Origin of the sequence: Rhodococcus sp. OK611, assembly GCF_003050885.1 — a bacterium.
Lineage (GTDB): Bacteria > Actinomycetota > Actinomycetes > Mycobacteriales > Mycobacteriaceae > Rhodococcus_G > Rhodococcus_G oryzae.
Genome location: NZ_QAOZ01000026.1, coordinates 1 through 17,843 on the forward strand (window position 1 = coordinate 1; position 17,843 = coordinate 17,843).

At 70.2% G+C, this 17,843-nt stretch carries 19 protein-coding genes; 1 reads left to right on the forward strand and 18 read right to left on the reverse strand.

Translation table 11 applies throughout. The annotated features are described in order from the left end of the window. Positions 1–269 precede the first annotated feature (269 nt). The 16 genes from C8K38_RS25970 to hisD form a co-directional block, all read right to left on the reverse strand. The gene (locus C8K38_RS25970; RefSeq protein ID WP_097214313.1) at positions 270–779 is read right to left on the reverse strand and encodes an Rv2732c family membrane protein; all 510 of its coding nucleotides are present in this window, start codon (positions 777–779) and stop codon (positions 270–272) included. 70 nt (positions 780–849) lie between these two features. Next, positions 850–1,527 (reverse strand): MspA family porin, encoded by a 678-nt coding sequence (locus C8K38_RS25975; RefSeq protein WP_097214314.1) that lies wholly within the window; start codon positions 1,525–1,527, stop codon positions 850–852. Between the two features lie 47 nt (positions 1,528–1,574). Further along, positions 1,575–2,219 carry an MspA family porin gene (locus tag C8K38_RS25980; protein WP_097214315.1) on the reverse strand — a complete coding sequence of 215 codons (645 nt, stop codon included), beginning with the start codon at positions 2,217–2,219 and terminating at the stop codon, positions 1,575–1,577. A gap of 262 nt (positions 2,220–2,481) precedes the next feature. After that, positions 2,482–3,009: a hypothetical protein gene (locus tag C8K38_RS25985; RefSeq protein ID WP_306455757.1), complete on the reverse strand. Its 528-nt coding sequence runs from the start codon at positions 3,007–3,009 to the stop codon at positions 2,482–2,484. Between the two features lie 64 nt (positions 3,010–3,073). Further along, complete coding sequence (locus C8K38_RS25990) at positions 3,074–5,980, reverse strand: UPF0182 family protein (protein ID WP_097214317.1); 2,907 nt, start codon at positions 5,978–5,980, stop codon at positions 3,074–3,076. A 195-nt stretch (positions 5,981–6,175) separates the two neighbouring features. After that, the gene (hisI, locus tag C8K38_RS25995) at positions 6,176–6,520 is read right to left on the reverse strand and encodes a phosphoribosyl-AMP cyclohydrolase (RefSeq protein WP_027503038.1); all 345 of its coding nucleotides are present in this window, start codon (positions 6,518–6,520) and stop codon (positions 6,176–6,178) included. Further along, entirely contained in the window at positions 6,517–7,290 is a 774-nt protein-coding gene (gene hisF / locus C8K38_RS26000; RefSeq protein ID WP_077041870.1) for an imidazole glycerol phosphate synthase subunit HisF, read from the reverse strand. Before hisF ends, hisI begins: the two co-directional genes overlap by 4 nt. Next, entirely contained in the window at positions 7,287–8,141 is an 855-nt protein-coding gene (locus tag C8K38_RS26005) for an inositol monophosphatase family protein (RefSeq protein WP_097214318.1), read from the reverse strand. The genes hisF and C8K38_RS26005 overlap by 4 nt, the downstream gene beginning before the upstream one ends. Positions 8,142–8,149: 8 nt before the next feature. Beyond that, a complete protein-coding gene (gene priA, locus C8K38_RS26010; RefSeq protein WP_097214319.1) occupies positions 8,150–8,884 on the reverse strand; it encodes a bifunctional 1-(5-phosphoribosyl)-5-((5-phosphoribosylamino)methylideneamino)imidazole-4-carboxamide isomerase/phosphoribosylanthranilate isomerase PriA in 735 nt (244 codons plus the stop codon). Positions 8,885–8,903: 19 nt separating this feature from the next. After that, positions 8,904–9,155, reverse strand: coding sequence for a hypothetical protein (locus tag C8K38_RS26015; protein ID WP_097214348.1), 252 nt, complete (start codon positions 9,153–9,155; stop codon positions 8,904–8,906). A 23-nt stretch (positions 9,156–9,178) separates the two neighbouring features. Continuing rightward, on the reverse strand, positions 9,179–9,808 hold the full coding sequence (gene hisH, locus C8K38_RS26020) for an imidazole glycerol phosphate synthase subunit HisH (RefSeq protein WP_097214320.1): 630 nt from the start codon (positions 9,806–9,808) through the stop codon (positions 9,179–9,181). Then, the gene (locus C8K38_RS26025; RefSeq protein ID WP_097214321.1) at positions 9,805–10,977 is read right to left on the reverse strand and encodes an MFS transporter; all 1,173 of its coding nucleotides are present in this window, start codon (positions 10,975–10,977) and stop codon (positions 9,805–9,807) included. Before C8K38_RS26025 ends, hisH begins: the two co-directional genes overlap by 4 nt. Next, complete coding sequence (locus tag C8K38_RS27330; RefSeq protein WP_179800722.1) at positions 10,977–11,129, reverse strand: hypothetical protein; 153 nt, start codon at positions 11,127–11,129, stop codon at positions 10,977–10,979. Before C8K38_RS27330 ends, C8K38_RS26025 begins: the two co-directional genes overlap by 1 nt. Further along, positions 11,130–11,744, reverse strand: coding sequence for an imidazoleglycerol-phosphate dehydratase HisB (hisB, locus tag C8K38_RS26030; RefSeq protein ID WP_072751568.1), 615 nt, complete (start codon positions 11,742–11,744; stop codon positions 11,130–11,132). Next, positions 11,741–12,892 (reverse strand): histidinol-phosphate transaminase, encoded by a 1,152-nt coding sequence (locus C8K38_RS26035; RefSeq protein ID WP_097214322.1) that lies wholly within the window; start codon positions 12,890–12,892, stop codon positions 11,741–11,743. Before C8K38_RS26035 ends, hisB begins: the two co-directional genes overlap by 4 nt. Beyond that, positions 12,889–14,277: a histidinol dehydrogenase gene (hisD, locus tag C8K38_RS26040; protein WP_097214323.1), complete on the reverse strand. Its 1,389-nt coding sequence runs from the start codon at positions 14,275–14,277 to the stop codon at positions 12,889–12,891. The genes C8K38_RS26035 and hisD overlap by 4 nt, the downstream gene beginning before the upstream one ends. 157 nt (positions 14,278–14,434) lie before the next feature. Between hisD and C8K38_RS26045 the strand changes: the two genes are divergently transcribed. Next, a complete protein-coding gene (locus C8K38_RS26045) occupies positions 14,435–15,118 on the forward strand; it encodes a hypothetical protein (protein WP_097214324.1) in 684 nt (227 codons plus the stop codon). Here C8K38_RS26045 and lnt read toward each other — a convergent pair. Both lnt and C8K38_RS26055 read right to left on the reverse strand, forming a co-directional pair. Continuing rightward, positions 15,103–16,575 carry an apolipoprotein N-acyltransferase gene (gene lnt / locus C8K38_RS26050; protein WP_097214325.1) on the reverse strand — a complete coding sequence of 491 codons (1,473 nt, stop codon included), beginning with the start codon at positions 16,573–16,575 and terminating at the stop codon, positions 15,103–15,105. The two genes, C8K38_RS26045 and lnt, sit on opposite strands and share 16 nt — an antisense overlap. A 3-nt stretch (positions 16,576–16,578) precedes the next feature. Beyond that, positions 16,579–17,613, reverse strand: a complete 1,035-nt coding sequence (locus C8K38_RS26055) for an alpha/beta hydrolase (RefSeq protein WP_097214326.1) — start codon at positions 17,611–17,613, stop codon at positions 16,579–16,581. Positions 17,614–17,843 lie beyond the last annotated feature (230 nt).

Here is a 17,843-nt window from a genome sequence, read left to right on the forward strand (position 1 = left end):
CGTCACCCTCTGGGGCCAGCCCTTCAGCATCGGCTGACCCCACCCAAGAACGCACCCGGACCACTCGGCCGCGCCCCTCACGCGACCGAACCCGGGTGGCGCCGAGCTCGACGGCGCCGCGGCTCCTGGCCTGCCCCCTGGCCCATGAACCATGGCACCACGATCCGGCCACAACGCGACTGTGCGCGAGGTTCCTCTTCGAACCTCGCGCACAGTCGCGTGTCACAGATCTACCTCAGAACCAGCGAACAACCCGTCGACCGAAGCGTTCACCGCGGCGCTGAGACGTCGGCCTGCATGATGTTCGCGCGACTGAGGACCACCGGGACCCACAGCGCGGTGAGGGCGGCCATCCCCGCCCACGTGAGGATCAGCCCGTATTCGATTCCCGTTGGGCGGATTCCGGGCGGCAGGCTCTGTTGTGACCAGTAGCCGAGCAGTCCGATCACCGTCCCCACACCCGTTCCCATCACCGCTATCTGCGCGATGGCCCATCGTCGTGACCAGGTGCCCAGCAACGAGACGATGACCCCGAAGATCACGACGAACACGATGAACAGCCGCAGTGGCGCGGGCGTCGCGACATGTTCCGGGTTGGGACCTCCCGCGAGTACAGCCCACGCCGGCAGCGACCCCGCATGGGGAAGCGCGAGGCCAAACGTCAAAACGAGGACCACCGCGGTGATCGCCGGGCGGCGCCACCCGGCCACGAACTCTCGGGTGACTCGATTCTCGATCTCGCGGAAGTCGGCACGGTAGTGGGACAGATCGTCGGTCACGACATCCTCCTTGGATCGATACCGAGCGAGGCGACCCACCGGCGATGGTGGGCCGCCTCGACTCATCGGATCAGCCGATGCTGAAGGGCTGGCCCCACAGCGTGACGGTGCTGCTGACGTTCTTCGTGCTGGCGGTGACCTTGACGTAGGAGCGGGCCTGCGCGTAGCCGGCGCAGCCCTCGACACCGATGGTGGAGTCGGCCCAGGTGACGCTGCCGCTCTTGCCCTTGAAGCCGTTGGCGCCCGAGTGCGACTCGCCACCGAAGTCGTCGGCCTTCTCCAGGTCGAGGAGCTTGACGTTCTTGGCCTGGCCGGGAGCGATGGACAGGTTGCCCGCACCCTTGGCGGTCTGCTTGACGCTCTCGCCCTCCCAGTTGGAGGACATGCCGGTGTCGGCGCCGCCCTTGCCACCCAGGGTCAGCTGGCAGGCCACCACGTAACCGGGCTCGATCTTGCCGCCGTCAGCGTTGTCGCCGGACAGTTCGACCTTGGCGCTGCCGGAGACCCACACGTTGCGGTGCAGCGGGGTCGCACCCATCGACGGCGAGATGTTCGCGGACTCACCGGTCATGGCGACGGTGACGACGGTGCCGTCGACAAGCGTCTTGGAGATGGTCCCGCCGGGCAGCGGCACGAAGGTGTCGGCATTGGCCGCACCCGCCGACAGGAAGCCGACCGCGACGGCCGTGGCCGCGCCGACGGCGGAGATCTGCAGCCCGCGACGCAGGCCGTTCGTGCTGGTGTTCATGAATTCCCCTTTGAGGGTTCAGGTTTCAGGTTCGGGGGTGGGCTGGGTCAGCCGATGCTGAAGGGCTGGCCGTACAGGGTGGTCTTGGAGTAGTCGTTGCCGACGATCTCGACCACGGTGTAGGAGCGGGCCTGGGCGAATCCGCCGCAGTTCTGGATCTCGAGCTGGGTGTCCTGGTACTGGACCGAGTACTTGCCGTTCTTCTTGATGTCCTTGCCCGCGACACCGACGAACTTGACCTGGCCGGCGGAGACCGGAACGGTCAGCGAACTGGAGACCGACGGTCCCGAGAGGTCGATGCCTGCGCCGATGGAGCCGCCGAGGCCGGTGATGTCGACCTGGCAGCCCACGATGTAGCCGGTGCTGATCCGCGAGACCCCGTGCGTGGACGAGTTGTTGGTGCCCTTGTCGTTGGTGGCACCGTTGAACGGCCCCGCCTCACCTTCCTTGGTGATGCCCTTGACGTCCGCGGTGACGGTGCCCGAGACCCACGCGGTGCGGCCGGCACCGTTCGCTGCGAGTGACGGCGAGATCAGGGCACTCTCGCCCGTGCGGGAGACGACCGCACCCGGTCCGGCCTTCTGCCCGTCGGGCAGCGGCACGAAGGTGTCGGCGTGGGCCACACCGGTGGACATCAGCCCGATCGCCACGGCGGCGGCAGCGCCCACGCCGACACTACGGAACTTGCTCATCAAATCTCCTTCATAGGCCGCGGCGCATGGGCGCGCGGCACCAAACTCAAATGAAAATGGTTTCCAGTAACCTAGGGAGGGCGGCGGACGCTGTCAAATGCGCCCCCGAGGAAGGGCTTTCGGCCCGGGTCCGCGGCCTTCTGGGCGCACTCCACCGCGCGGGCTCTGGTGAGCACCACGCTGACGGCGGAACGGCGAAGGTACGCGTCAAGATCACCCCTGCTCGGACTGGCGCCCAGACAGGGATGTCGGTTGACGTCGACTAGGCAGACGGCGGCGGGCCGCGGGTGCCGGTGCCCGAGCCGACCAGCAGCCAGCGGGCGAGCGGCGGCGAATCTGCAGGGGCGCAGACCGCGACAGGTACCAGGACCGGCACCTCGGTGAACGGCGCCGGAACTCTCCGGCTCAGTGCCGAAAGCACTGAGACACATCCGCGCTCACCGGCCCGGATCAGCACGGCGGTCACCGCGACGGCGGCGGCGTGCGCGGCGACCATCTGCGGACCGAGCTGCGGCCCGTGCACGTGAACAGCGCCCATCGCGAGCGCGATGTGCCCGATCGCCTGGCCCAGGGTCAGCGCGGCGGCCACGAACAACAGCTGATGTCGATCCACCCGCACGGACGCGATGACCGCACCGACGGCCGCGCAGCCCAGCATCAGCAGGACCACCGAACTCTCCGCGGGAGCCGTGCCCCCGCCCAGCGCGTGAGCGGCGACGCTCACCGCGCCGGAGGTCGAGCCCACGAAGGCACCGCGCATCCGCGCGATCGTCATCCCCTGTGAGCCCACACGCGAAGAATACAAGGCACTACTACAACGGCTAGTACCCAGGATCGGTTGTCGGCGAGGGTATCTACCGGGGCGGTTCGGTCTGGTACGCGTCCACCGCCCGTTGCAGCCGATCGAGCGCCTCACGCAGCTCCGCGATTGCCCTGTTCAGTTCATCGGCGGTCGCCGGATTCGCGACCGCGGGCGGGGGCGGACCCGCCGGTTCCCCCACAGGCGGCGGCGCTGGCGGCGGCCCCGCGCCCGATCCCGGCGCCGTGGCCACGCCGCCGGTGCCCGCCCCGAACACCTGGTCCAGCGCCTCCGCCAGGGTGGGCGCGTATCCCACCCGGACCCCGCCCGTGGCCCCCGGCTCCCGATAGCTGACCAGCAGGCGCGCGAGCTGGGGGAAGGTCGACGTGTTCTGTTCCGACGCGATCCGCTCGGTGAACAGCGGCTCCACGTAGAGCACTCCGCCGTCGGCGATCGGCAACGTCAGCAGGTTGCCGTACTGGATCCGGTTCGACCGCTCCAGCAGGGTCCGCTCCGACGCCACCCGGGTGTCCGAGATCATCGAGTTCTGGATCTGCTGTGGGCCCTGCGTGAGGGTGTCGGTCGGCAGTTCGAGCACGGTCAGCTTGCCGTAGTCCTCGGGATCGGAGTGCGCGGAGATGTAGGCGGAGAGGAATTCGCGCCGGAACCCGACCATGGTGCTGGCCAGCCGGAACGACGGCTCCGCGGTCGCCTGGTCACCCACCAGCACGTAGAACGGCATCTGGTACGGGTTGGACTCGACGGTCGGGTCGCTCGGCACCGACCAGAATGCGTTGGTGGTGAAGAACTCTCGCGGATCATCGACGTGATACTTCGCGAGCATGTCGCGCTGGATCTTGAACAGGTCCTGGGGGTACCGGAAGTGGGCCCGCAACTCGGCGGGAACGGAGCTCTCGGGTTGCACGGTGCCAGGGAAGGCGCTCATCCACGCTTTGAGCACCGGATCCTGCTGGTCGACCTGGTACAGGGTGACCGTGCCGTCGTAGGCGTCGACGGTGGCCTTCACCGAGTTACGGATGTAGGAGACCTCCCCACCCCGCCGCACGGGCGCGGGCTCGGCGCCGACCACCAGGTCCTCGAGCGAACTGCGCTGCGCGTACGGGTAGTTGTTCACCGTGGTGTACGCGTCGACGATCCACACGATCTTCCCGCCCACCACGGCGGGATAGGGGTCGTGGTCGGTGGTCAGCCAGGGGGCCACCAGGTGCACGCGCTCGGCGGGGGACCGATTGAAGATGATCCTCGATCCGGATCCGATCGCCTTGGAGAAGATGATGTTGCGCTCGGAGTACTTGACGGCGAACGCCATCCGGTTGAACCAGTTCCCGATCGAGACACCGCCGGTCCCGTCATAGGTGTAGGTGGAGGTGTCGGTGTCGTACTCGCGTGGCGCGGAACCCTCCGGACCACCGACGACCGCATAGTCGGGGTCGGTCCTCGCGATCAGTTCGCCGAAGTAGATGCGCGGCTGGTCCACTTTGATGACCTGGTGGCCGGAGCCCTGGCTGGCGATGTCGCTGACCGTGTACACCGGATATCCGCTGTTGCTGCTCGAGGTATCCCCCACCGCCTCCCGCACCGCGGCGTTCACCCGGTTCGCCGGCGCCGCGACGAACCCGTCACCGTGGGTGTACACCGTGTGCTGGTTGACCCACTGGGTCTGATTGCCGCTCAGGCTGCTCGGGGTCAACTCGCGGGCCGCGACGACGTAGTCGCGCAGCTTGCCGTCGATCATGTACCTGTCGAGGTCAAGGGTTGCGGGGAACGCGTAGAAGTTCTTGAGCTGTTGCTGCTGGATGAAGGTGTGCGAGAGCAGGTTCGGATCGAGCAGCCGGGCGTTCGCGATCGTCGTCACGTCGGCGGGCACGTCCCGGGGCGATTTGGTGCCGATGCCCGGATACGGCAGGAACTCGACCTTGTCCGCGCCGACGCCGTACGCCTGGCGGGTGGCCTCGATGTTGCGCTCGATGTACGGACTCTCCCGGTCTGCTGCGTTGGGACGGACCGAGAACTGCTCCACGGCCAGCGGCCAGACCGCGCCGACCAGGATCGAGGACAGCAGCAGGAGGATCGCGGCCAATGCCGGCACCCGGAGGTCGCGCAGCACGATCGCGGCGAAGAAGGCGGCGGCGCAGATGAGGGCGATCGCGAGCAGGATCAGTCTCGCCGGGAGCACCGCGTTGATGTCGGTGAAGCCACCGCCCGTGAACGTGGGCTCCTTGCGGCCGCTCGAGAGCAGCGCGTACCGGTCGAACCAATACGCCACCGCCTTGAGCAGAATAAACGTCCCCGCGAGCACGGCCAGCTGGACACGGGCGGCCCGGCTGATTCCGCCCTCGCTCCAGGAGATGCGTACCCCGCCGAACAGGTAGTGCGTGGTCAGGCTGGCCAGGAAGGCGAACACGGTCGCCACGAACAGCCAGTTCAGGACCGACCGATAGAAGGGCAGGTCGAAGACGTAGAAGCCGACGTCTAGACCGAACTGCGGATCCGTGACCCCGAACGCCCCGCCGTGCAGGAACAGCTGAACCGTCTCCCAGCTCGACTGCGCGATCAGGCCGCACAGCAGCCCGAGGACGATCGGGATGCCCAGCCCGAAAAGGCGCGGCCTGCGCCGCACGAAGTCGCGATAGATCCGGATCGGATCGTCCTCGGCCCGCCCAGGCAGGAACACCGGTCGGGCGCGAAACGCCAGCAGCACCGCGAGGAACACGGCGCCGCCGACGAGCACCGCCACCGCGGCGAACAGCAGCAGCCTGGTCACCAGCATCGTCACCCAGACGGTCCGGTATCCGACCTCACCGAACCACAGCCAGCTGGTGTACATGCCCACCAGCACGGGGAGCACGATCAGGGCCGCGAGCAGGCCAACCGCCGACAGCAGCAGGATCCGGCCGCGCCGGGACAGCTGCGGTAGACCTTCGACCGGCCGATTGCCCACTTCCCACGCTCCAGGTCCGAGCGCGTCGCGGCCTACCGGCCTGTTCTCACCAGCGTCACCGCCGACGTGTGTCCGTTTCGCCCCATTCTACTGGCGCGAACCCGGACCGCGGTGTGTCGCCGCCGCCACCGCCGAGTGTGCACCTGCCGACGCAAACCCCCAGGTCGAGCGACGGCAGCTGCACACTCGGCGGGGTCAGGAGTCGGCGAGCAGCACGTCCGCGTCGAAGCAGGTGTGGGTGCCGGTGTGGCAGGCCGCGCCCTCCTGGTCGACGATCAGCAGCACGCTGTCGCCGTCGCAGTCGAGCCGCACCTCGTGCACGTACTGGGTGTGCCCGGACGTCTCGCCCTTGACCCAGTACTGCTGGCGGGACCGCGAATAGTAGGTTCCCTTGCGGGTTTCCAGGGTGCGTGCGAGCGCCTCGTCGTCCATCCACGCGACCATCAGCACCGCGCCGGTGGCCCGCTCCTGGGCGACCGCGCTGAACAGGCCGGCGTCGTTTCGCTTCAGCCGGGCGGCGATTGCGGGATCGAGACTCATCGGACCACGATACCTTCGGCCCGCATGGCGTCCTTGACCTGCGGGATCTCCAGCTCGCCGAAGTGGAAGACGCTGGCCGCGAGCACCGCGTCCGCGCCCGCCTGCACGGCAGGGGCGAAGTGGTCCACCGCGCCCGCGCCGCCGCTGGCGATGACCGGAACGTGCACCGCGGCCCGTGCGGCCCGGATCATCGGCAGATCGAACCCGGCCTTGGTGCCGTCCGCGTCCATCGAGTTCAGCAGGATCTCCCCCACCCCGAGCTCGGCGCCGCGCAGCGCCCACTCGATCGCGTCGATCCCGGTGCCGCGCCTGCCGCCGTGCGTGGTGACCTCCCAGCCGGACGGCGTCGGCTCCTGCCCCTCTGGCACGGTCCGCGCGTCCACCGACAGCACGATGCACTGCGACCCGAACCGCTGGCTGAGCTCGCGCAGCAGCTCCGGGCGCGCGATCGCGGCGGTGTTGACGCTGACCTTGTCGGCGCCCGCCCGCAGCAGGCGGTCCACGTCCTGCTCGGTGCGCACCCCGCCGCCGACGGTGAGCGGGATGAAGACCTGCTCGGCCGTGCGGGTCACCACGTCGATCATGGTCCCGCGGTCCGAGGTGGACGCGGTGACGTCGAGGAAGGTCAGCTCGTCGGCGCCCTGCGCGTCGTACAGCGCCGCCAACTCCACGGGATCGCCCGCGTCGCGCAGGTTCTCGAAGTTCACGCCCTTCACGACGCGGCCCGCGTCCACGTCCAGACACGGGATGACCCGAACCGCCACCGTCATTGCGTCAGCCTTCCTGCCGGTAGCCCCGGGTCCCGATCCAGGTAGTCACCCGGATCGCCCAGAGCCACAAGAATATTCAACACCTCTTCGTGCACCCCCGGCGCCGCGGCGAGCACCGAGGTCGACCCGATGTGCCAGGGCGCACCCGCCAGGTCGGTGACCACACCGCCCGCCGCTCGCACCAGGGCGACGCCAGGCGCGTTGTCCCAGGGGTTGTGACCGAACACCACCGACGCACCGAGCGCGCCACCGGCGGTGAAGGCCAGGTCGGCGCCGGTGCTGCCGTGGATCCGCAGCCTCCTGCTCACCCGACTCAGTTCGCCGAGCGCCCGCACCCGATAGGGCCCGGGGATCGGTCCCCTGCCGTCGACGTTGAACGCGCCGAACCCGACCAGCGAATCGGACAGCGAGGCTCTCGCCAACGGCGGCAACGCCTCCCCGTTGCACAGCACCGGGCCGTCGACAACCGCCGCGTAGCGCCGGCCCATCCCGGGCAGCCAGGTCAGGCCGAGCACCGGGACCCCGTCGTCGAGCAGCGCGAGCAACATCCCTGCGGTCGGCAGGCCGGACGAGTAGTTCAGCGTGCCGTCGATCGGGTCCAGCACCCACACCGGCCCCTCGGTCAGGTCCGGTCCGCCGAATTCCTCACCGTGCACACCGATTCCGGTCAGCTCGGTCAGTTCCGCGCTGAGCCGTCGTTCCAGCTCGAGATCGAGCTCGGTGGCGAAGTCGCGGGCGCCCTTGCTCACCGCGCTCGGCGCGCCGACGCCCTCGAGGAAGCGCTCCTGCGCCGCGTCCAGCAGGCCGCTCGCGATGGAGAGCAGCTCGTGCGGGTCGCGGGGCAGGCTCATGTCCGGCGCTATCGCGAGACCGCGGCGAGCGCTTCGGGGAGCGTGAACCGCCCGGCGTACAACGCCTTTCCGACGATGGAGCCCTCGACGCCCAGGTCGACGAGTCCGGCGATCGCGACGAGGTCCTCGATGCTGGAGACGCCGCCGGAGGCCACGACCGGCGCCTTGGTGGCGCCGCAGACCTGGCTGAGCAGCTCCAGGTTGGGACCGGTGAGGGTGCCGTCCTTGCCGACGTCGGTGACGACGTAGCGCGAGCAGCCGTCCCGATCGAGGCGCTCGAGGGTCTCGAACAGGTCGCCACCCTCGGTGACCCAGCCGCGTCCACGCAGCTGGTAGCGGCCGTCGACGTTGCGGACATCGAGGCCGACCGCGATCCGGTCGCCGTACTCGCCGATGGCGCGGGCGCACCACTCGGGGTTCTCGATGGCGGCGGTGCCGAGGTTGACGCGCGCGCAGCCGGTGGCCAGCGCGGCCCGCAGCGACTCGTCGTCGCGGATGCCGCCGGACAGTTCGACCTTCACGTCGAGTTCGCCGACCACACCGGCGATCATGTCGCGGTTCGAGCCGCGGCCGAAGGCGGCGTCCAGGTCGACCAGGTGCACCCACTCGGCACCGTCGTTCTGCCACGCGAGCGCGGCATCCCGGGGGGATCCGTAGCTCGTCTCGCTGCCGGCCTCTCCCTGAACGAGGCGAACAGCTTCACCGTTGGCAACATCTACAGCAGGCAAAAGGACCAGGCTCACGTGCGCCTACCCTAGTCCGTCATCGCGGCGAGCCGGTTCCCGGGTCGCCGCCCTGTTCGCCCGCGCTCTGTTCGTCGTCCGCGGAGTCGTCGAGAGCGCGCCGGGTCATCCGGGTGGAGACGAGGCCCATCGCCGCGATCGCACCCGCAACCCCGGCGAGGACGATGACCAATCCCACGACCGGTCCCGGCTTCAGCACCGCCAGCAGGACGGTCGCGAGCGCGAGGACCGCGGCGGCGGAGCCGAGCGAGAACAGGGCGAGACGCCCCATCGACAGGCCGCGCCGCTGCCCGGTCACAGGCTGCGGACCCAGTTCTCCAGCAGCGCGGCACCGGCGTCACCGGACTTCTCCGGGTGGAACTGGGTGGCCGAGAGCGGCCCGTTCTCCACCGCGGCGAGGAACGGCCCGCCGTGGTCGGCCCAGGTCAGCTTCGCGGGCGCGATCAGGTCGGAATCGGCGAGCTCCCACTTCTGCGCGGCGTAGGAGTGCACGAAGTAGAAGCGGGTGTCGGCGTCGATGCCGTCGAACAGCACGCTGTCCGCCGGGGCCTGCAGGGTGTTCCAGCCCATGTGCGGGAGCACCTCGGCCTGCAGCATCTCGACGGTGCCCGGCCATTCACCGCAGCCGTCGGCCTCCACGCCGTGCTCGACGCCGCGCTCGAACATGATCTGCATGCCGACGCAGATGCCCAGGACCGGCCTGCCGCCCGCGAGCCGCTGGCCGATGATGCGTTCGCCTCGGACCGCGCGCAGGCCCTCCATGCAGGCCGCGAAGGCACCGACGCCGGGGACCACCAGTCCGTCCGCGGCCAGGGCGACGGCGGGGTCCGAGGTCACCTCGACGTCCGCACCGACGCGGGCGAGGGCTCGTTGGGCCGAATGCAGGTTGCCGGAGCCGTAGTCGAGGAGGGCGACGGAGGTCATGCGGCAACTCTATCGGCCCGGACCCACGCCACCGGAATCACCAGCGCGATGGCCGCAGCCGCGATCACGAACACCCACGTGTAGCCGGCGAATCCGGCGACCACGCCGAGCGTGAGCGCACCGATCCCCGTCCCGGCGTCGTAGCTGATGTTCCAGGCGGCGCTCGCCGCGCCGAGCCTGGCCGGCCCGGCCCCGGTGAACAGCGAGACCAGCGCCTCGTTCTGGCAGGCGCCGAAGCCGAGCCCGAACGCCACCGCGCCCGCCATCAGCAATCCGACCTGGCCGTCGCCGATCACGCCTGCCGCGAACAGCCCGGCACCGAGCGTCGCGCAGGCCAGCGCAGGCACCATCGACCGGCCGTGCCCGATCCGGTCGGCCAGTACGCCCGCGGCGTACCGCCCGACCAGGATCGCCCCGCTGACCACCGCGAGTGCCACGCCCGCGATCGCCGCCCGGTCCTCGACCGCGATCGGGAGCAGGCTGGTGACCCCGCCGTAGGCCGAGGCCACCACGACCATCGCCAGGCAGGGCACCAGCAGCAGGCGAAGCGGCAGCCGTCCCCGCGGGCCGGCCCCCACTGGCCGTGGGATCGACGGCAGCGCGGCGATCGAGGCGATGGACAGCAACGGCACCAACGCCGCGAGCACGAACACCAGCGAGGACTGGCCGCGGCCGAACAGCGCCAGACCCAGTGGCAGCGCGACCATCTGGGCCAGCGAGATGGCGATGCCCTGAGCTCCGGTGGCCCGGCCGAGGATCTCCTTGGGCGCCAACTCCCCGATCAGCGCGCTGCCCGCCACCGTCACCAGGCCGAAGCCGATTCCGCGCACCGCCGAGATGATCAGCGCGGGAACGGCTTCGGTGGACAGCAGGAAGGCGAGCGAGGGCAGACCGAGCAGCAGGCAGCCGACGGCGAGCACCCACCGGTACCCCCAGCTCCGCAGCAGGGTCGGCGTGCAGAGTTGGGTGGCGACGGTGGTCGCCATGAAGACCGCGGTGCTCGCGCCCGCGAGCGCATCCGAGCCGCCCGCCTGCTTGATCGCGAACGGGACCACCGGCAGCAGCAACGACCACCCACCGAAGGTGGTCGCGGCCATGAGGAACGCCACCGGCAGCCCGCGGGTACGCCAGAGTCCGCCGGGTGCCGTCGCCCCGGAGACCGCACCCATCAGATCAGCCGCAGGACCCCGCCCGCGGCCGCGATGATCGCCAGCGCGAGCAGCACGCCGGAGGCGAACTTGTTGACGGTCCACATCGAGTACGCGCCGCCGAGCGCGAATCCGGCCGCGATGAACAGGACGTAGATCAGCGCGTCACCCATCTACAGCGCGCCCTTGGTCGAGGGCACCCCGGACACCCGCGGGTCCGGCTCGACGGCCTCGCGCAGCGCGCGGGCCACGGCCTTGAACTCGGCTTCGGTGATGTGGTGCTGGTCGCGGCCGTAGAGCACACGCACGTGCAGCGCGATCCGCGCGTTCGAGGCGATCGACTCGAACACGTGCCGGTTGATCACCGTGGCGTATGGAACGCCCGGGTAGCCGCCGATGACGGCGTGCAGCATGTGCTCCGGCTCGCCGGTGTGCACGCAGTACGGGCGGCCGGAGACGTCAACGGACGCGTGCGCGAGGGTCTCGTCCATCGGGATGAACGCGTCGCCGAAGCGGCGGATGCCGCGCTTGTCCCCCAGTGCCTGACCGAGCGCCTGGCCCAGCACGATCGAGGTGTCCTCGACGGTGTGGTGGGCCTCGATCTCGATGTCGCCCTCGGCCTTGACCGTCAGGTCGAAGCTGGCGTGGCTGCCGAGCGCGGTCAGCATGTGGTCGAAGAACGGCACGCCGGTGGAGATGTCGACGATCCCGGTGCCGTCGAGGTTCAGCTCGACGGCGATGGAAGATTCCTTGGTGGTGCGCTCGACCTTCGCGATCCGCCCGGTCATCGTGTCTCCTCAGTGATCTCCGTTGTGACAAGCTCCGTTGCGACGAGCTTCTTGCTCACCCGCAACAGCTCGTCGTTCTCCGCGGCCAGGCCAATGGTCGCACGCAGATAGCCCTCGATCCCCACATCCCGGATCAGCACGCCCTCGTCGAGGAACCGCCGCCAGGTGGCGGCCGCATTCGAGAACTGGCCGAACAGCAGGAAGTTCGCGTCCGACTCGATCACCCGGAAGCCCATCGCCGTGAGCTCAGCGGACACCCGGTCGCGCTGCGCGGCGAGCTCCGCCACGCTGGCCAGGGTCTCGTCCGCGTGCCGCAGCGCCGCCCTGGCCGCGGCCTGGGTGATCACCGAGAGGTGATACGGAAGACGCACCAGCAGAAGCGCTTCCACCACGGCAGGCGCCGCCGCCAGGTAGCCCAGCCGACCGCCCGCGAAGGCGAAGGCCTTGCTCATCGTGCGGCTCACGACCAGCTTGGTCGGGAACTCGTCGATCAGCGTGATCGCGCTCGGGCCCGAGGAGAACTCGCCGTACGCCTCGTCCACGATCACGATGCCCGGCGCCGCGGTCAGGATGCGACGCAGGTCGGACAGCGGAACACTGTGCCCGGTGGGGTTGTTCGGGCTCGTGACGAACACGACGTCCGGCTTCTGCTGGGCGACGGCCGCGATCACCGCCTCCGGGTCGAGCGAGAAGTCCGACCGCCGGAACACGGGCAGCCACTTGGTCTCGGTGCCGTCCGAGATGATCGGGTGCATCGAGTACGACGGCACGAAGCCCATCGCGCTGCGACCGGGCCCACCGAAGGCCTGCAGCAGCTGCTGCAGGATCTCGTTGGATCCGTTGGCCGCCCACACGTTGTCGACGGTCACCGCGACACCGGTCTGCCGGGTGAGGTATTCGGCCAGGTCGGTCCGCAGCGCCACCGCGTCGCGGTCCGGGTACCGGTGCAGCTCGGCGGCCGCCTCCCGAACCGACTCCGCGACATCGTCGATCAACGCGCGGGTCGGCGGGTGTGGGTTCTCGTTGGTGTTGAGCTGCACGGGCACCGTCAACTGCGGTGCGCCGTAAGGAGACTTGCCGCGCAGGTTCTCCCGGATGGGTAGCTCGTCGATGCTCGCCGCCGAACCGGGTACCGGACCGCCGCTCACCGAAGCGCCTCGACAGCGGTGCCGTCCGTCAAACCCTCGAAGCGCAGCCGCACTGCCTCGCCGTGCGCGGGCAGGTCCTCCGCGTTCGCGAGGGCGATCACGTGCCCGGAGACGTCCTTGAGGGCGGCCTCCGAGTAGTCGACGACGTGGATGCCGCGCAGGAACGTCTGCACGCTGAGGCCGGACGAGTGCCGCGCGCAGCCCGCGGTGGGCAGCACGTGGTTCGAGCCGGCGCAGTAATCGCCCAGGCTCACCGGCGACCAGGCGCCGACGAAGATCGCGCCCGCGGACCGGACCCGGCCTGCCACCTCGGCGGCGTTCTCGGTCTGGATCTCCAGGTGCTCGGCCGCGTACGCGTTGACCACGCGCAGGCCGTCCTCGACAGAGGAGACCAGCACCGTCCCGGACTGGCTGCCCGCCAGCGCCGTCGCGACCCGCTCGCTGTGCTTGGTGAGCTCGAGCTGGGCGGTGAGCGCGTCGTCCACCGCGTCCGCGAGTTCGACGCTGGTGGTGACGAGCACGCTTGCGGCCATCACGTCGTGCTCGGCCTGGCTGATCAGGTCGGCGGCGACGTGCACCGGGTCTGCGGTGTGGTCGGCCAGGATCGCGATCTCGGTCGGTCCGGCCTCGGCGTCGATCCCGACCAGCCCGCGGCACAGCCGCTTGGCGGCGGTGACGTAGATGTTGCCGGGCCCGGTGATCAGGTCGACCGGTGCGAGTTCGGCCCCGTCGCCGACGGCAGTGCCGTCCCGTGTCACGTCGGTGCCGCCGTAGGCGAGGAGCGCGACGGCCTGGCCGCCGCCGACCGCCCACACCTCGTCGACGCCGAGCAGCTCGGCCGCCGCGAGGATCGTCGGGTGCGGCAGGCCACCGAAGGCGGCCTGCGGCGGAGACGCCACGACGAGCGACTCGACGCCCGCGGCCTGCGCCGGGACGACGTTCATCACGACGGACGACGGGTAGACCGCGTTGCCGCCGGGCACGTAGAGCCCGACCCGGTCCACCGGCACCCAGCGCTCGGTCACCGTGCCACCGGGCACCACCTGCGTCGTGGTGTCGGTGCGCCGCTGGTCTGCGTGCACGAGCCGGGTCCGCTCGATCGCGACCTCGAGGGCGGCGCGCACCGCCGGATCGAGCTCGGCCAGCGCCTTGGTCAGCTCGGCGCGCGGCACCCGGACCCGGTCGGGGCGGACCCCGTCGAACTTCTCGCCGAACTCGAGTGCCGCCTCGGCGCCCCGGTCGCGGACCGCCTCGACCATCGGGCGCACCTGATGGAGCACCGCGTCCACATCCACTCCACCTCGGGGCAGCGCGGCCCGGAGTTCGGCCGTGGTGGGTGTTCGACCGCGCAGATCCACGCGGGCGAGCTCGGTGCGGGCAGGCATGAGGGTCCCTTCAGAGGAATGGGTTTGTACTGATTATTCAGGATAGGTCCACGCCATTTTCCGCTGGCCGCCGCGACCGCGGGTTTCGTTCGTCGCCGGCCGTGCGCGGACACCGCTGCGCGTACGCTGACAAGGCGGTTCGTGGAGAGGATCGACCATGACTCACGACGCGCGATCGATCGCAGAACAGAACACGGCATTGCCCCCGGATGACGGCCGGGAACGATTCGCGGGCTACGGGGTGATGGGGGCGCCGTTCGCCAGCGGACACTGCCTTGCGCTGCGGCATTTCCCTGCCAGTTCGGTCGGCGCAGGCTACGACTCGGTGTGGCATCGGGACCCCGCGGGCGAGTGGACGATCTACAGCAGCGTTCGGCCCGAGGTCAGCTGCGCCCGATACTTCGGCTCCGCCACCGAGGACGCGCGGACCGCGGACATCTCGGTGAGGTGGACCGGTCCGGCCGCCTTCACGGTCACGGTGGACGACAGGCTCGTGTGGGAACTCGAGCTGGGAAAATCGGCGGCGACGACCGCGATGACGGGCCTCGGTCGGCTGATGCCCGCGGCGCTGTGGCGAAGCGATGCCGTCCTCTCGCTGATGGGGCGCGTGGCCGGACCCGCACTCGGGGTCGGCCAGGTCCGGCTGACCGGCAACTCCGCCAACGGCCAGCGATTCCGGGCGAACCCCCGGATGCTGTGGACCATCGACGAAAGCCGGGCGACCATCGACGGGGTCGATCTCGGACCGCCGGGGCCGCTGCCCGAACAAGCACACCTGGGCGACTTCTGGATCCCACAGCGAGGGATGTTCGTCGTCGGCGAGGCCTACTTCGACGGTTGACGCGACGATCTCCGTCCAGCGAGAGCACCGACAGCCAGCAGCGCGACGATGAGCGCGCACGATGCGGGCACCCAGTTCCCGAAGCGGTCGAACACGGTGTCCTCCCCCGCCATCGGCACGTCGACGATCAGCACGCCGCTCTCGGCGGCCGGCATCCACGCGAGCCGGTTGCCCCGGGCGTCGAAGGCCGCGGAGACGCCGGTGAGCGCGGCCGCGGCCACCGGGCGTCCGGTCTCGGCGGCCCGCAGCGCACCGAAGCTCGCGAGCTGTGCGGGCGCCCAGCTGCCCTGGAAGGTCGCGGTCGACGACTGGTAGACCAGGAGCGCGGCGCCATTCCTCGCCTGTGCGCGGGCCAGGTCCGGGAAGGTCTGCTCGAACGAGATCAGCGGCCCGATCGCCAGACCGTCGACGTCCATCACCACCAACTTCTCGCCGGCCTCACGGTTCTGGCCCGCCGCAGCGGTGACCCGGGTGAGCCACCCGAGCTGGTCGCGGAACGGCACGTACTCGCCGAACGGCACCAGCCGGGTCTTCCGGTACTCGGCCTCGATCCCGTCCCGGCCGATCAGGGTCGACGTCTTCGCGATGGCTCCGCTGCCTGCGACCCGCGCATCGACGTTGACCAGCAGCTCGGCCCCGACGGAGCCCGACAGCGCGGTGAGCCGATCGAGCACGTCGGGCCGGGCGGTGAGGTCCTCGCCGACACTGCTCTCTCCCCACACCACGAGATGCACCGGGCGGCTCAGCCCGCGGGTCAGCTCTTCCTGGCGGATCTGCAGGTCGTCGTGCACGATCCCCGGTTGCACGAGCGCCACGGGCACGGCCGGGGCATGGGGCAACTCGGGTCGTGTCGCGGACCAGAGCGGACCGGCGGCGACCGCCACGAGGGCGGCCGCCGCGCCGACATACCGCGCCGTTCCGCGGCCGACGAGAAGGATCGCGAGCCCGACATTGGCCGCGACCACGGCGAAGCCCACCAGCCAGACCCCGCCGACCGACGCGAGTGCCAGCACGCTCGGCCTACGCCACTGCGTCGAACCGAACAGCGACCACGGCCCGCCGAGCCAGTGCCAGGACCGCACGGTCTCGATCAGCACCCAGCCGGCGGGCACTCCGACCACGGCCAGGGCCGCCCGCGCCGGTGTCTCGGCGCCGCGCAGCAGGGCTCGCGCCAGGATCCCCCACCCGGTCCACAGCAGCGCGAGCAGACCGATCGCGAAGGGGAAGAAGTAGACCAGGTTCGGCGCCAGCCAGTACTGCGTCGCGGCCAGGAACCCGACACCCGCGAGCCATCCGCGCAGCGCCGCCTCGCGCGGGGTGTCCGCAGTGCCAAGCAGGAGCAGGACCGGTACCAGCGCCACCCAGGCCAGGAGATCGAGACCCGGTGCGGGGAAGGCGACCAGCGGCAGTGCCCCGGCGATCAGGACGGCGCCGCGGGCCGGCCAGCGCGAGCGCACCGTTCAGACGGCGGTGAGGGCAGGGGCCTCGGCGGCGGGTGTGCAGGTGCGGATGAACTCGCCGACCCTGGCGATCGCCCGCTCCGCCTCCGGGATCAGACCGGCGGCCGCGTGGAAGACGTGCACCTGACGATCCCAGACCTCCAAGGTCACCGATACCCCGGCCGCCCCCAGGCGCTGCGCCATCAGCTCCGCATCCGGGTAGAGGATCTCGGTCGAGCCGACGTGGATCAGCACCGGCGGCAACCCCGCCAGCACCCCGTTCACCGGGGAGGTTCGCGAGTTCGCGCCCGCCCTCGCGGCCGCCACGTCCGCGAGTGCGAGCAGGACCGAGCGCGGGATCAACGGGCAGCCGTCGGCTGCCGGGTGCGCCAGCTTGGTCGACGGATCGATATCAGTGAGCGGCGAGAGCGCGACGAGCCCGGCCGGGGTGGGCAGGCCCAGTTCGGCGATCGCGATGGCGGTCGCGAAGGTCAGGTATCCGCCGGCGGAGTCGCCCGCGATGACGATCCGCTTGCCCTCGAATCCCTGCTCCAGCAACCACCGGTACCCTGCGACGCCGTCCGCGATGGCCGCGTCGATCGGATGCTTGGGCAGCATCCTGTAGTCGACAGCGAGCACCGGCACGCCTGCCGCGCCGGAGATCCGTGAGACCAGGTTCCGGTGGGTGTTCAACCCACACGTGAGGAAGCCGCCTCCATGCAGGTACAGCACCACCGCGTCGCGCATCGCGTCGCGGGCCTGGAGCCATTCGGCGCCACAGTGCTCGAGGCGGATCCGGCGTCGGCCCACTCCCCGGCCCGGCGGAACGATCCTGGCCGCGAGGTCCAATGCGCCCGCGGGCCACAGGGGACTCGGCCAGCGGGCCCACACCTCGAGCGCGGGCTTGACGGTGAATCGGATGGACTCGGCCAGGATCCTGGACCGGAGGCTGGCACCGGCGATGAACCGCGGCTCCGCGGCGACCGCGATCCGTGGGGATCGCGTCGATCGTGCCCGGCGGACGGACCGCCCCGACGGCGATGTGTTCGCAGTCATGTGAGCTCCCGGCATTGCGCCTAACTACCACTGCCGAAAGTTCAAAGGCAGTTGAATCATGGTACGTGATCCAGAACACATTTACGAGGACGTAACAATCCCGACCGCAGGTCAGCAGGTCAAGGCGGGGGTCGCTGGGCGGGTCACACAGCCGGTGGCCGCGGCGCGTGTACCGGATTACCGTGGAGTCGAGGGTTCGGCCGCGAAGTGGCTATGCGAGCGACCGGGCC